Raw genomic sequence first — 14,587 nt, 5'->3', positions numbered from 1 at the left:
GCGCCGGCAAGGCGAGTGACTGGCATCGCCTGTTCTGGCAGCGTCAAGGCCTGCGCTGGCCTTTTTCCGCCGGCGGCGCAAATCTACCCGACGATGCCCGCTCTACCAGGGTAAATTCCATCAAGCGATGCGTGGCCGGCACGGTTTCCCCCGCGCGGCGCTGGCGTATCTCTTCGATGACGAGATTGACGGCGGCGCGCGCCATATCGGCAATGGGCTGGTGGATGGTGGTCAGCTCGGGCCAGACGGTGCTGGCGACGGGTGTGTCGTCGAAGCCGCACACGCTCAATTGCGCCGGTACCTGCAAGCCCATGCCGTGCGCCACGGCCAGGGTGGCGGCGGCCATGTCGTCGTTGCTGGCGAAGATGGCGCTGGGGTACGGTTGTTGCGCCAGCAACTGGCGTGCCGCGTCGAGACCCGAACGATAGGTAAAGTAACCTTGCGCCACCCTGTGCGGCGGCACCTGCAAGCCCGCTTCCCGCATGGCGTCCTCGAAGGCCTGGCGGCGTAGCAGGGCGGGCGTATGCGCCGGATCGCCTTCGATGAAGCCTATGTCGCGGTGGCCCAGCGCGAGCAGATGGCGCGTCATGGCCAGCGCGCCTTCGTAGTCGTCGATGCGCACGGCCGACACATCGGGAGAGGGGCGCGCCGTGGCAACGGCGATGGCGGGGATACCCATCTGATTCAGCTGCGCCAGCACTGCGGGCGAATCGCACAGGGGCGGCGGCACCAGGATGCCATCCACGCCGGCCGCCACCAGGCAGGCGATGCCGGCGCGCTGGCTGTCCAGGTCTTCGCAGCGCTCGAGCAGCAGCTGGCCGCCGCCCTGACGGCATTGATCCATGGCGCCGACCAGGAATTCACTGAGGAAGGCGGCGCTGGGGTTGCTGTATAGCAAGCCGATGCGCAGGGTGCCTGTGCGGGCCGCCCTGGCCGCCAGGTTGGGTTGATAGTGCAGGCTGGCGATCGCCGCCTCGACCTTGTCCCGCGTGGCCGTGCTGACGCTGGCGCGTCCGTTGATGACGCGCGATACCGTCATGGCCGACACGCCTGCCACGCGCGCCACGTCATGCACGGTCGCGCCGCTGGCGGTATCGGGGGCGGCGTGCGCCGCCTTATTCGAGGTGGCCACCGAATTTCAGCTTGCCGCTGATGCGCATGCCGTGCAATTGTCCCTCTTCCAGTTCGGCGGCGCTGGTGCGCTGCGCCGTGTCGCGCCGCGCCAGTCCCACCGACAGGATATCGAGCATCATCAGCTGCAGCAGCCGCACGATCATGGGCACGAAATTGAGGTTGCCCTCCGGGTGGTTCAGGGTCAGCAGCACGTCGGCCAGCTTGGCCAGCGGCGAACCGCTGGCGGTAATGGCCAGCACGCGCGCGCCGCAGCCCTGCGCCACCTTGACGGTGCGCAGCAGCTCGGGCAGGGCGCCCGAGCGGGAAATGACCAGCGCCACGTCGCCGGGCTTGAGCATGGCGGCGCTCATTTCCTGCGCCTGCGGATCGGCAAAGAAGCTGCTGATGATGCCCAGGTTGAGCAGCTTCTGCTGCATGTCATCGGCCACCACGCGGGCGCTGCCCACGGCCAGCAATTCCACGCGCTGCGCGCCGCGCAGCAGTTCGATGGCAGCCGTCAGCGCCTTCACGTCGAGCATGTCGCGCAGTGCCAGCGCGGCCGAGGCGTTATTGCCCAGCACCTTGCGCGCCAGTTCGGCGTCGGAGTCCGAAATCTCCACATGGCAGTGGGCCACCGTGATGGCGCCGCCCGTAAGGCCGGAAGCGAGCTTCAATTTGAAGTCGGCCAGGCCCTGCACGCCGATCGAGCGGCAAAAGCGCATCACGGTCGGCTGGCTGACGCCGACCCTTTGGGCGATCTCGGCGATCGGCAGGGTCAGCATGGCGTTTGGCTCCTTCAGCACCCAGTCGGCCACCTTGCATTCCGAGGGGCTCATGCGCCCGCGCGCCTGGCGTACGGATTCAAGCACGGGTGCGCCGGAATGGGCGCGCTTGAGCTTTTGCGCCAGGATGGCGGCGATGCCCAGAAAGGTCGGCAGTTCGGCTGTGATCAAGAAAGTGGGGATCTGCGCCAGGTATTCGTTCAGGCGGCCCTTTTGCTCGAAGCGGGCACGGAACTGCGACTGTTCGAACAGGGGCCCCAGGCGCGGCACGATGCCGCCGCCTATATAGATACCGCCCAGCGCACCGAGGGTCATGGCCACGTTGCCGGCGATGGAGCCAAGGATGGCGCAAAAGCAGTCCACCGCTTCGATGCAGATGTCGCATTCATTGTTCAGGGCACGGCTGGTGATGTCGGCCGCCAGCAGCGGTAGGGCATCGGGCTTGCCGGCGCGCTCTGACAGGGCGCGGTAGATCAGTTCCAGCCCGCGCCCGGAGGCGAGACGCTCGGCCGAGACGTGCGACAGCTCGCGCCAGGCAAAGGACAGCACGTCCATCTCGCGCTGGTCGCAGGGCGCGAAGCTGACGTGGCCGCCTTCGCTGCCCAGCGCGATCCAGCGGTCTTCGGCCGGAATCATGCCCGATACGCCCAGGCCCGTGCCCGAACCGAGCAGGCCGATGACGCTGTCGGCGCGCGCCATGCCGCCACCGATCTGCAGGCGCTGGTCGGGCCGAAGATAGGGCAGGGCCATGGCCAGCGCCGTGAAGTCATTCACCACCAGCAAAGTATCGAGGCCCAGCGCGGCGCGCATGGCCTCGATCGAGAAGAACCAGTGATGGTTCATCATGCGGATATTGTCGTCGTCGATGGGATTGGCGATGGCAATGGCCGCATGGCGCACGCGTGCCGAACCGGCGGCGCGCGCCTCGCTGCTATCCATATAGGCGGTGATGGCGTCGAGCAGCGAAGCATAGTCGTCGCAGGGCAGCACGGCTACCGCTTCCAGGTGGCCCTGGCGGGTTTCGAGCACGAAGCGGGCATTGGTGCCGCCGATGTCGGCCAGCAGGCGTGGCCCTTCACTGAAACGCTCCGCCGGATCGCTGCCTGCTACTTCCATTTTTTCATCAATTTTCATGGCGGTGCTTTGTCTCGTCTGCGTGCGCGGTCGTGGCGGCGCACTATCGTTATGGGCAAAAACCAAGGATTTTAATTCGTATACGTGCCGCGTGCCGAAAAATGCAGGGGGCCTGCGCAAATGCCTGTCCACTGTGCCAGATAGGTGGGCGGCAGTGGAAAAAACAGGGCAGTCAAGCCGCACATCAGTACGCAAATAAAGTGTCGCAGAGTAGTCGTAGGATTACAACATAATATGTTGATATTTGTTCGTAGTATAGTTACTATGTCCCTGCTGGAAAGAATTCTGGCCAGTACATTCGGCCACGAATGACTAGATAAAAAATAACTACTGAGGAGACTTACCATGCTGCATAGCACCATGTTGAAGGCCGTGTTGAAAACGCTGCCAGCTGCCATCGTCTTAGCCATCGCCAGCGGTTCCGCTGCCGCCGACCCAATGTACCCAAGTGATTCCGAAGGCTTCCATGGCTACCTGCGCGCTGGCGCCGGCAGCAATACATCGGGCGACGGCGGTTCGCAAGGCTGCTTCGGCCTTGGTGGCAATACCATGAAATACCGTCTGGGCAATGAGTGCGACGCCTACACGGAATTCGGCTACACCAAGTCCGTCGCCAAGTCCGGCGGCGTGAACTACCTGGCCACCATCTGGGTCAATGCCTACGCGCCAAATTCCGATTTCGGCGACAACAAGCTGGGCATCGTCAAGGCCTATGTCGAAGCGCAGGGACTCGATTTCCTGAACGGCGGCACGGCCTGGATCGGTAAGCGCTTCTACTACCGTCCTGACATCCACATGCTGGATCTGCAATACATCAACATGAACGGCACAGGCGCCGGCCTGGACCGCATTCCTGCAGGCCCGGGTAAATTCTCGTATGCCTTCTTCAAGGACAACGATATCAATACCGTGTCGCCGACCGGCGTCGTGAGCACCAAGTCTGCCGTGCGCCAGAACTTCATTTTCGGCGAAATTCCCGTCAATGAAAACGGCACGCTGGACCTGGCTGCGACCTACATCATCGGTGAAGGCAAGGACAACGACGCTTTTGGCCAGAAACACAATGGCTGGCAGTTGTCGGCATTCCACCGTCAAGGTAAAGTATTTGGCGGCGGCAATACCTTCGGCGTGCAATACGGCGTCGGTCCTGGCACCGGCAAGGGCGCGCAGTTCGGCGCTTCGGGCGACACCAATTTCGGTTCGGACGTGAAACGCACGCGCATCTTCAATGACATGGCGATCCAGCCGATGGCCAACTTCGGCATGGAATTCGTCGCCCTGTGGCAAAAAGACGAGTCGAATGCCACCGGTTCCTCGACCTGGACCTCGGTTGGCGTGCGTCCCGTGTACGCGTTCACCGACAACTTCAAGCTGGTGGGCGAACTGGGCACGGACCGCGTAACGCAAGCGGGCGGCCTGCCAGCCAAGCGTTTGACCAAGCTGACCATCGCACCGACGATCTCCGCCGGCCCTGGCCTGTGGTCGCGTCCTGAACTGCGCGCTTTCGTCACCTACGGCAAATGGAACGATGCGGCCACCGCGTCGGTCAATGCATCGAACAACGGCGGCCCGATCTATAACAACAATACCAGCGGCACGTCGTATGGCTTCCAGGTAGAAACCTGGTTCTAAACACCGAACCAAACCTGTTGCGCGGCGCGCTTTTCGGCCACACATGAGTGCCGCGCGCGACGGTTTTGTTCAGCGTTGATGTTTGTAAGTTCAGATCAACCTGGCGCATCCTTCGCGGATGTGTTTTTGGCGCCGCCCCGTGATATAAATACAATGTAAGCATGTCATGGATCACGGCGCCGTCTTTTCACTGATGATGATGCCCGTTTGCAAGCGGGTCTGAGCACAAGAGCGCCGGTACAGGCGCACTATCACCTTTTTCGGCCACCGTATGCCGAAGCCCCCTAAAAGCTTGATCAAAAAAGGAATGTGGAGATGAAACTGAAATTCAAGATTACCCAACTGGCCGCACTGACCACCCTGGCATTTGCCGGCAGCGCTTTTGCAACCGACGTGGAAGTGTTGCACTACTGGACCTCCGGCGGCGAAGCGAAGTCCGTGGGCCAGTTGCAGCAAATCGTGAAGGAAAGCGGCTTTGGCTGGAAAGACTTCGCCGTGGCTGGTGGCGCTGGCGAAAACGCCGCGACCGCGCTGAAAACCCGCGTCATTTCCGGCAACCCGCCAACGGCCGCTCAGATCAAGGGACCATCGATCCAGGAATGGGGCGCGGAAGGCGTGCTGGCCAATATCGATGATGCAGCCATTCCAGGCAAATGGGATGCCGTGCTGCCGAAAGTTGTCGCCGACATCATGAAATACAAGGGCCATTACGTTGCCGCCCCTGTCAACGTCCACCGCGTCAACTGGATGTGGGTGAATCCGGAAGTGCTGAAAAAGGCCGGCGTGACCACCACCCCGACGACCTGGGATGCGTTCTTCGACGCGGCCGAGAAAATCAAGAAATCGGGCGGCATCGCGATTGCCCACGGCGGCCAGCCATGGCAGGACGCCACCGTGTTTGAATCCGTCGCGCTGGGCGTGGGCGGCACCGAATTCTACAAGAAGGCCATCCTCAAGCTGGACCAGAAGGAATTGACCGGCCCGACCATGCTCAAGGTGTTCGACACCCTGGGCAAGGTAAAGACCTACATCGACAAGGATGCGGCCGGCCGCGACTGGAACCTGGCCACTGCCATGGTCATCAACAACAAGGCTGGCTTCCAGTTCATGGGTGACTGGGCCAAGGGCGAGTTTACGGCTGCCGGCAAGGTGCCGGGCAAGGATTACCTGTGCGTGGCAGCGCCTGGCACGGACAAGGCCTATACCTTCAACATCGATTCGTTTGCCATGTTCACGCAAAAGGATGCGAATGCGAAGAAAGGGCAGATCGCCCTGGCCAACGCCATCATGAATCCGAAGTTCCAGTCGATCTTCAACCTGAACAAGGGTTCCATCCCCGTGCGTTCCGGCGTTTCCAAGGACAAGTTTGACGCTTGCGCCCTGAAATCAATGGAAGACATGGATGCCACCAACAAGACCGGCGGCCTGGTGCCATCGTTCGCCCACGGCATGGCGCTGCCATCGGCCACCCAAGGCGCCGTGACCGACGTCATCGCCAAGTTCATGAATACCAACATGAGCTCGAAAGACGCGGTTGCAGCCCTGGCCAAAGCGGCAAAAGTGAAGTAATCACGCCGGCGCCGGCACTCCCGCCGGCGCCCGCAGTATCGCATGCATCGCAGGCGCCCGCCCTGGCGTTCGTCCAGGCCGGCGCCACACGCAGTTTTACTTCTACGGCTGTCCTATGTCCATACGCAAGCAATTCGACCGATGGATACCGCAGATGGTGCTGGGCCCCACGCTCATCGCCAGCTTGGTATTTGTCTATGGTTTTATCTTTTTGACCGGTTGGCTGTCGCTGACCGAATCGCGGCTGATGCCGAACTACGAGTTCGCCGGCCTGGTGCAATACGTCGAGCTGTTCGACAATGAGCGCTGGTGGACCTCGCTCAAGAACCTCGGTATCTTTGGTGTCCTGTTCATCGGTTGCAGCATCGCCATCGGCCTGTTCCTGGCGATCCTGCTGGACCAGAAAATCCGCGCCGAAGGCGCGCTGCGCGCCATCTACCTGTATCCGATGGCGCTGTCCTTCATCGTCACCGGCACGGCCTGGAAATGGATGCTCAATCCCAGCCTGGGCCTGGAAAAAGTCATGCACGACTGGGGCTGGACGTCGTTTACCTTCGACTGGCTGGTGAACTCCGACATGGCCATCTACACGGTGGTGATCGCCGGCGTATGGCAATCGTCGGGCTTTGTCATGGCCCTGTTCCTGGCCGGCCTGCGCGGCATCGATGATGAAATCATCAAGGCGGCGCAAGTCGATGGCGCGTCCTTGCCGACGATCTACTGGCGCATCGTGATTCCCGCCATGCGTCCCGTGTTCTTCAGCGTGCTGCTGATCCTCGCGCATATCGCCATCAAGAGCTTCGACCTGGTCATCGCTTTGACCGCCGGCGGACCTGGCAATTCGTCGTCCGTGCCGGCCATCTTCATGTACCAGTTTTCCTTCACCCGCGGCCAGCTGGGCCTGGGCTCGGCATCGGCAATGATGATGCTGGCCACCATCGTGGCCGTGCTCGTGCCGCTGATGTACCTGGAAACGCGCAGCGCAAAGGCGATGAGATGACACCTACACGTAATAATCGCCTCACCCTCGGACGGGTGGTTGTATACCTGCTGCTGATTCTGTTTGCGGTGTACTACATCGTGCCCCTGTACGTGACCCTGTCGACGTCGTTCAAGTCGCTCGACGAGATCCGCAGCGGCAACCTGCTGGCCTTGCCGCACGTGTGGCAGTTCGAGTCCTGGTCCAAGGCCTGGTCTTCGGCCTGCACGGGCGTCACCTGCGACGGCATGCAGCCGTTCTTCTGGAACTCGATCAAGATGGTGATTCCCGCCGTGCTGATTTCGACCTTCCTGGGCGCCTTCAATGGCTATGTGTTCGCGCACTGGCGCTTCCGTGGTTCGGAAATCCTGTTTGCCGCCTTGCTGGTGGGCTGCTTCATTCCGTTCCAGGTGGTGATCCTGCCGATGGCGCGCCTGCTGGGTGAATTTGGCCTGGCCAATACCACCACGGGCCTCGTTTTCGTGCATGTGGTGTACGGCACGGCCTTCACGACCCTGTTCTTCCGTAACTACTATATCGGCGTACCGGAAGAACTGATCAAGGCAGCGCGCATCGACGGCGCCGGCTTCTTCCTGATCTTCCGCAAGATCGTGCTGCCGATTTCGGGTCCGATTTTCGTCGTCTGCATCATCTGGCAGTTCACGCAGATCTGGAACGACTTCCTGTTCGGTATCGTTTTCGCCAGCGGCGATTCGCAGCCGATCACGGTGGGCTTGAACAACCTGGTCAACACGTCCACGGGCGTGAAGGAATACAACGTCAACATGGCCGCCGCGGTGATTGCCGCGCTGCCGACCCTGCTGGTCTATCTGGTCGCAGGCCGTTATTTTGTGCGCGGTCTGACCGCAGGCGCAGTCAAAGGTTAAGGAAATAATATGTCCAGTTTATCGATACGCGGTATCCGCAAGGTGTACACGAATGGCGTCGAAGTCCTCAAGGGCATCGACATCGAGATCAAGGATGGCCAGTTCCTGATCCTCGTCGGCGGCTCCGGCTCCGGCAAATCGACCTTGCTCAACATGGTGGCCGGCCTGGAAAGCGTCACCTCGGGCGAAATCCTCATCGACGGCAAGGTCGTCAACGACCTGCCGCCAAAGGACCGCGACATCGCCATGGTGTTCCAGTCCTATGCACTGTATCCGTCCATGACGGTGCGCGAAAACATCGCGTTTGGTTTGAACGTGAAAAAAGTGCCGAAGGCCGAGCAGGAAGAAATCGTCGCCCGTGTCGCCGAAACCCTGCAGATCACACACTTGCTCGACCGCCGTCCGGCGCAGCTGTCGGGCGGCCAGCGGCAGAGGGTCGCCATGGGGCGCGCCATTTCGCGCAAGCCCTCGCTGTTCCTGTTCGACGAACCGCTGTCGAACCTGGACGCCAAGCTGCGCGTGGAAATGCGCGCCGAGATCAAGCTGCTGCACCAGCGCCTGAAGGCCACCATCGTCTACGTCACGCATGACCAGATCGAGGCGATGACCATGGGCGACCTGATCGCCGTCATGAAGGATGGGGTGGTGCAGCAACTGGGCACGCCGCAGGAGATCTATGACAATCCGGCCAACCTGTTCGTGGCCGGTTTCATCGGCTCGCCATCGATGAACTTCATCACCGTCAAGCCTGTCATCGAGGGCAACGAGGTGTTTGTCGCCATCGAGAATGCGGGCAAGAGCATGCGCCTGGCCCTGCCATTTGCCGCCGACAAGCTGCGCAGCTATGCGGGCCGCGACGTGATCCTGGGCGTGCGCCCGGAGCAGATCACGGACATGAGCAGTGCGCACGGCGACGTGGGCCAGGAACTGGGCTGCCTGATCGACCTGGTCGAGCCAACCGGCCCCGATACCTTGCTGACGACGCGCCTGAACGGTGCTGCCGTGACTTGCCGCACGCATCCGCGCGAAGCCGTGCTGCCGGGGCAGACCATGCAACTGTCGTTCAACCTGTCGAAGGCGGCCATGTTTGATCCGGCCAATGGCGAACGCATCGCGTAAGCAGTATCTGCATAGATAACGGCCCGCCTGTCAGCTGACAGGCGGGCCGTTGTTGTTTACGCCGGCGCGCCTATTTGGCCAGCGATTGCTTGTACGCGATGGCGTAGCGCAGCTTGCCCGTCGGCGTGACCAGCTCGTCCAGCGCCCCCTGCTTGAACACACCCGTCCAGCCCAGCGTTTGCGCCGTCATGCCGCCGCTGACGATATCGTTCGCCTTCAGGCCCGCCATCGCCATCGATGCGCTCCTGATGGTGCCCATGTAGCTGCTGGCATCGCGCATGTCGGTCTTTGCCAGGTCAATGCCGGCCTGCTTGCGCAGCCAGTCTGCCCAGTAGAATTCGAGGAATTCCGTGGCCGTCGATGGCACCACGTAGCCGGCGTCGCGCGTGAAGTAGACGAGCGAGCGGTATGGGTCATCCCCCAGGGCTTTCAAGCCGATGGAGGCCGGCAGCTGGCTGGTATTGATGGCCTTGTTGCTGCCATCTTTCAGCCAGACCTTGTTTGCCTTCTTCATCTGCGTCCAGAAATCGTCTTCATTGAGCTTGCTGAAATTGTCCGTCACCTTGACCCACACTTTCAGCTGATGGTTCTGGCCATTGTCTGCATCCCAGAAAGTGGAAAACGTGTGGTGGCCATCGGTCAGGTACAGGGTGCCGTTCGGGCCGATCACGACAGTCTTCATGTCATGCGGACGGCTTCCCACGGCCGCCTTGCAGCGGTAGGCGGCCGGTGGCGCGGCCAGGGTGGCGCCGGCCACATTGGCCGTGTTGGGCAAGACGTCGCCCTGGCCATTGGCTACACACAGGTCGGCGAACTTCTTTGGTTTGGCGATGTCGGCGATGTGCTTTTCTTCGGCGGCATAGCGTCCCAGCTTGTAATACACCTGGTCGTAGCCGATGGCCAGCTGGGTGGGATGCAGTTCATCGAGGCGCACCTGCAGAATGCGCGGATGCGCTGCGCTGCCCACCACGGTGGCCATCAGCGCCTGCTGGCGGGCACTGAGCGCCGCTGCCGTGGCGACGGCCGCATCCCTGGCCCACGCCACATTGCTGAAGGACAGGGCCAGCAGCAGGGCGCTGGCAGTGTGCGTCGTGTGCATGCGACTCTCCATTATCGTTTGCGCCTCATTCCAGCAGCGCGCTGGGCACGCGCGGCGAAGACATCAGGTCACGAAAGGCGGCCCAGTGCTCGGCACGCGTGGCGCCCTGGCGCTCGACATAGGCTTTCGCCATGTCCTGGCCCAGGTTGTAATTGATGACATAAGCACCCATGGCATCGTAGAACTGCAGGCGTTGCGCGGATTTTTCGGCCGGATACAGGCGCACATTGACCAGCCATTCCAGTGCTTCTTCGCGCGTGATGCTACCTTCGAGGTACTGGCGCGCGATGTCGTTGTCGGCGTAGCCGAGTTTGGCCAGCAGCGCATTGAGTTGCGCATAGCGGGGCGCCAGCGCAGGGTCCAGGCCGGCCAGCGGGTATAGCACCTGCTGCTCGAAATTCAGTCGTTCCGTCTCCGTAAAACTCAGTTCGATGCCGTAATTGGCCGTGCCTTCGGCGATCAAGGATTGCGGCGAATACAGCGGATAAATGCAGTACTCCATCCAGCCCTTGCCGCGTACCAGGTCGCGCTCCAGCAGCACATTGTAGACATGGTGGCCCGGATAAGCCTCGTGGCAACCGAGGTCGACCGCACGGTCTATATACACGGGCAAGTCCGTATTGATCTGGATCACGCTCTGGTAATTGCCCTTGTACCAGTTGTAGCCGCTCCAGGGTTTATCTGTCACAAATTCCAGCACGAAATCTTCGCCTTCGGGCAGGGCGATGTACTGCAAGGTGCGCTCGCGGCCCGCGCGGATGGCCGCATCCATGACGGCGCGCAGCTTGTCTGCGGGAATGACGAGTTGCGCGCGCAAGGCGTTGACCCTGTCGCACACCGTGCCGTCGCCGGGCAGCAGGGCATCGATCTGCGCCACCAGCTGTTCGTACCAGGCACGGTCGTGGTGCGGCGAGACAGCGTCGTACAGGCGCGTGCTTTCCGTATCGAAATCGAGGCGTGCGCCTTGCAGCATGTCCACCTTGGCCAGTACGGCTTGCAACTGCTTGCGCAGGTTGAGGGCGCGCAGGCAGTGTCCGTCAGCCAGCAGGGCCAGCGCTTCATGCGCAGCAGCCTTGATGTCGCTCAAACCCTGTTGCTGTTCGACCGCTTCAGCCTGCCAAACGGGCGGGCCGTAATAGGCGTCGACATACGAGGCATCGTGCTGGCCCATGGCCAGGACCAGCTTGACGTAGCGTTCGGCCACGTGGGCAAGAATGGGGGAATGGCTGTCGTTGATCGTCATGGCGGCGCGGCAGGGGCGGAAATGGTCAGGCGCTTATTGTATAGCGCAATGCCAGGGGGCGGTTTCACTGATGGGCTGCGCCTGGCGGTGCAGCCCGTGCAACCATGTCCGCTGGCGGCCTCCTAGAACTCGACCGGGCGTCCTGCGCGCATCGCTTGCGTCATGGCCAGGCCGATGCGCGTCGCCTCTGTCGCGTCGTGCAAGGTCAATGACAGGATGCGCCGGCCCAGCGCCGCATCCGTAAACTCCTGCGCCTCGATCAGAAAAGCGTCAGCGAAGCGGGCATAGAAGTCTGGCGTGCATTCATTGCGTACGCCATGCGCATCCGAGATTTCCACGCGGTTCAGGCGCGGATTACTGCCTACGGCCAGGCGGCCGCCCGTGCCGAACACTTCCGTCAGGGTTTCATGGCCATGCGCCATGGTGCGCGACGCCATGAAGCTGGCCATGCTGCCATCGGCAAACTCGACCGTTGCCAGGCCATTGTCGACGTCGCCGTACGCCTGCAAGCCCGTGTGGATGGCGTTGGTGCCGCTCGCATACACGCGTTTGGGCACGGGGTTGCCCAGCAGCCAGCGCGCCAGGTCGATATCGTGCACGCTGCAATCGAGAAAGATGCCGCCGCTGGTGGGGGCGAAGCGCATGAAGGCGCCGCTGGGGTCGTTCTGGTCGCAGGTTTGCGAACGCACAAGATAGGGCTTGCCGATCAGGCCCTGGGCGATCTTTTGCTGCGCGTCATGGTAGCTGGCGTCGAAACGGCGCACGAAGCCGATCATGATGATTAACTGCGGATGGCGCGCCGCTTCCGCCTCTACTTTCAGGCAGTCGCCCAGGTCCAGCGACAGCGGCTTTTCGCAAAACACGTGCTTGCCTGCGCGCAGGGCGGCGATGATCTGCTCCGCATGCAGCGAGGTGGGCGTGACGAGGAACACGGCGTCCAGGCCAGGGTGGGCCAGCAGGGCATCATAGTCGGCATAGCCGGTGGTGACGCCCAGCTGGCTGGCCGCCCAGTCGAGTTCGGCCGGCACGGGGCTGCAGGCGGCCACCACTTCGGCGTTGGGCACGCGCTGCGCCAGGTTGATGGCGTGACGCTGGCCCAGTCGGCCCAGGCCGACGATGCCGACTTTTAATGTTGGGGATGACATGGTGTCTCCAGATATTTTTATTATTGGTTTATAAATTGACTACGCGCTGTTCGCGCCACGACAGCGTGGCCGCCTCGGCCAGTTCCAGAGCCTTCAAGCCATCATGGACGGTGGTGCGCAGCGGCGTGCCGTGGCTGAGGGCGTCAAAGAAATGCGCCATTTCCTGCGCGTACGCCACGCGATAACGTTCCAGGAAAAAATCTTCCGGCTTGTCCACGCTGACGTTGACAGCACCGTACGCCGTCACTTCCGTCGGCTTGTGGTTGCCCGCCTGCAGCATGCCGGCACTGCCCAGCACTTCGAAGCGCTGGTCGTAGCCATACGCGGCGCGGCGCGAGGCATTGATCTGGCACAAGCGTCCTTTTGCCGTGCGGATGGTGACGACGGCGGTGTCCAGGTCGCCCGCCTCGCCGATGGCCGGGTCGACCAGGCAGCTGCCCGTCGCGTGCACGCTGACGGCTTCATCGTCGAGTATCCAGCGGAAGATGTCGAAATCGTGGATCAGCATATCCTTGAAGATGCCGCCCGAGACCTTGATGTAGCTCACGGGTGGCGGGCCCGGATCGCGGCTGGTAACAATGAGCAGCTCCGGCGTGCCGATTTCGCCCGCTTCGATACGTGTCTTGACGGCATTGAAGGTGGGATCATAGCGGCGCTGGAAGCCCAGCATGCACATGACCTTGGCTTCCTTGACGGCGGCGGCGCAGGCGCGTGCCCGGTCTAGCGTCAGGTCGACGGGCTTTTCGCAAAAGATGGCCTTGCCAGCAGCGGCCGAGCGCAGTATCAGGTCCGCGTGCGTGTCCGTGCTGGAAGCGATGACGACGGCCTTGACGGCCGGGTCGGCCAGTGCCGCTTCCACGGTGGCACTGCTGCCGCCGTGCAGGCCGGCCAGCGCGGCGGCCGCTTCCTGGTTGACGTCAACCACGTATTTGAACTGCACGCCGGGTTGGGCGGCCAGGTTGGCCGCGTGGATTTTGCCGATGCGTCCGGCGCCGAACAACGCTACTTCAATCATCATGTTCTCCTGGGGTGTGGATTTCTTCGATGTCGAGTTCTAATTTGTATGCCAGCGCGATGAATAGCGCCTGGCACAGGCAGATGGTGCTGGTCAGCGAGCGGAAAGCGAAGGCGCTGCCCTCGGTGACGGTCAACAGCGCGTCGGCGGCCCGTGCGAGCGGCGCCAGCTTGCTGTCGGTAATCACCAGTACCTTGGCGCCCTTGTCTTGCGCTGCCTTGATGCACTGCTGGGTTTCCTTGCCGTAAGGCGAGAAACTGATGGCGATCGCCACATCGCGTTCGCGCACGCTGCGCATCTGCTCGCGGTGCATGCCGCCCAGTCCGCTAATCAGGTGCACGCGCTTGTCCGTGTGTTCCAGCGCGTAGGCGATGTAGGAGGCGATCGGAAACGACCGGCGTACGCCGATCACATAAATATTTTCAGCCTTGAGCAGCAGGTTGACGGCCGCTTCCAGCTGCGCGTCGTCGAGGCCGGCGGCCAGGTCGTCGAGGCCGGCACGGCTGGCGCCGACGAATTCGCGCGTCAGGTCGCCTGCGCTGAGCGCGGCGTCGCGCGTGGAAATGAGCTTGCGGATGCGCTGCTGGTAGTCGGGCGTGGCGCCGGCCTGGTCTGTGTATGCCTGGCGGAACACATCTTGCATTTCACTGAAACCCGTGTAACCGAAGCGCTGCGCGAAACGCACGATGGCCGATGGCTGCACGTCGCAGGCGGTGGCGATATCGCTGATGCGCTCAAGCATCAGGCTGGCGCGGTGCTTTTCGATGTATTGGGCGATGACTTTCAACTGGCGCGACAGATTGTCGTACTCGGCGGCAATGTGCTGCATCAGCTGTTCGATGGGGGCGGTGGCTGCCATGTTGTTTCCTT

The 14,587-nt window shown here is 62.1% G+C and carries 12 protein-coding genes; 5 read left to right on the top strand and 7 right to left on the bottom strand.

Features of this window, described 5'->3' with window-relative positions:
• Positions 1–43: 43 nt before the first annotated feature.
• A complete protein-coding gene (locus ACQ4WZ_RS11890; RefSeq protein WP_133992246.1) occupies positions 44–1,132 on the bottom strand; it encodes a LacI family DNA-binding transcriptional regulator in 1,089 nt (362 codons plus the stop codon).
• Positions 1,116–3,029 (bottom strand): glucokinase, encoded by a 1,914-nt coding sequence (locus tag ACQ4WZ_RS11885; RefSeq protein WP_436573489.1) that lies wholly within the window; start codon positions 3,027–3,029, stop codon positions 1,116–1,118. The genes ACQ4WZ_RS11890 and ACQ4WZ_RS11885 overlap by 17 nt, the downstream gene beginning before the upstream one ends.
• Before the next feature lie 345 nt (positions 3,030–3,374).
• On the opposite strand from ACQ4WZ_RS11885, the gene ACQ4WZ_RS11880 reads away from it, so the two are divergent.
• The 5 genes from ACQ4WZ_RS11880 to ACQ4WZ_RS11860 all read left to right on the top strand — a co-directional run bounded on the left by ACQ4WZ_RS11880 (position 3,375) and on the right by ACQ4WZ_RS11860 (position 9,215).
• Positions 3,375–4,661 (top strand): maltoporin, encoded by a 1,287-nt coding sequence (locus ACQ4WZ_RS11880; RefSeq protein WP_101480769.1) that lies wholly within the window; start codon positions 3,375–3,377, stop codon positions 4,659–4,661.
• Positions 4,662–4,976: 315 nt separating this feature from the next.
• Positions 4,977–6,230, top strand: coding sequence for an ABC transporter substrate-binding protein (locus ACQ4WZ_RS11875; protein ID WP_436573488.1), 1,254 nt, complete (start codon positions 4,977–4,979; stop codon positions 6,228–6,230).
• 115 nt (positions 6,231–6,345) lie between these two features.
• Positions 6,346–7,230, top strand: a complete 885-nt coding sequence (locus ACQ4WZ_RS11870; protein WP_010397323.1) for a carbohydrate ABC transporter permease — start codon at positions 6,346–6,348, stop codon at positions 7,228–7,230.
• Complete coding sequence (locus ACQ4WZ_RS11865) at positions 7,227–8,096, top strand: carbohydrate ABC transporter permease (RefSeq protein WP_101480770.1); 870 nt, start codon at positions 7,227–7,229, stop codon at positions 8,094–8,096. Before ACQ4WZ_RS11870 ends, ACQ4WZ_RS11865 begins: the two co-directional genes overlap by 4 nt.
• Positions 8,097–8,105: 9 nt before the next feature.
• Positions 8,106–9,215, top strand: a complete 1,110-nt coding sequence (locus ACQ4WZ_RS11860) for an ABC transporter ATP-binding protein (protein WP_101480771.1) — start codon at positions 8,106–8,108, stop codon at positions 9,213–9,215.
• Between the two features lie 70 nt (positions 9,216–9,285).
• Here the strand turns inward: ACQ4WZ_RS11860 and ACQ4WZ_RS11855 are convergent, their stop codons facing one another.
• The 5 genes from ACQ4WZ_RS11855 to ACQ4WZ_RS11835 form a co-directional block, all read right to left on the bottom strand.
• The gene (locus ACQ4WZ_RS11855; protein WP_436573487.1) at positions 9,286–10,314 is read right to left on the bottom strand and encodes a ParB/Srx family N-terminal domain-containing protein; all 1,029 of its coding nucleotides are present in this window, start codon (positions 10,312–10,314) and stop codon (positions 9,286–9,288) included.
• Between the two features lie 25 nt (positions 10,315–10,339).
• Positions 10,340–11,557 carry a hypothetical protein gene (locus tag ACQ4WZ_RS11850; protein ID WP_436573486.1) on the bottom strand — a complete coding sequence of 406 codons (1,218 nt, stop codon included), beginning with the start codon at positions 11,555–11,557 and terminating at the stop codon, positions 10,340–10,342.
• Positions 11,558–11,679: 122 nt separating this feature from the next.
• Complete coding sequence (locus ACQ4WZ_RS11845) at positions 11,680–12,702, bottom strand: Gfo/Idh/MocA family oxidoreductase (RefSeq protein WP_436573485.1); 1,023 nt, start codon at positions 12,700–12,702, stop codon at positions 11,680–11,682.
• Between the two features lie 28 nt (positions 12,703–12,730).
• A complete protein-coding gene (gene iolG, locus ACQ4WZ_RS11840) occupies positions 12,731–13,717 on the bottom strand; it encodes an inositol 2-dehydrogenase (protein ID WP_436573883.1) in 987 nt (328 codons plus the stop codon).
• Complete coding sequence (locus ACQ4WZ_RS11835) at positions 13,710–14,576, bottom strand: MurR/RpiR family transcriptional regulator (RefSeq protein ID WP_071077880.1); 867 nt, start codon at positions 14,574–14,576, stop codon at positions 13,710–13,712. Before ACQ4WZ_RS11835 ends, iolG begins: the two co-directional genes overlap by 8 nt.
• Between the last annotated feature and the right edge of the window lie 11 nt (positions 14,577–14,587).

Source organism: Janthinobacterium darwini, assembly GCF_051380905.1.
Taxonomy (GTDB): domain Bacteria; phylum Pseudomonadota; class Gammaproteobacteria; order Burkholderiales; family Burkholderiaceae_D; genus Janthinobacterium.
This window is presented reverse-complemented; position numbering and strand designations above follow the sequence as displayed.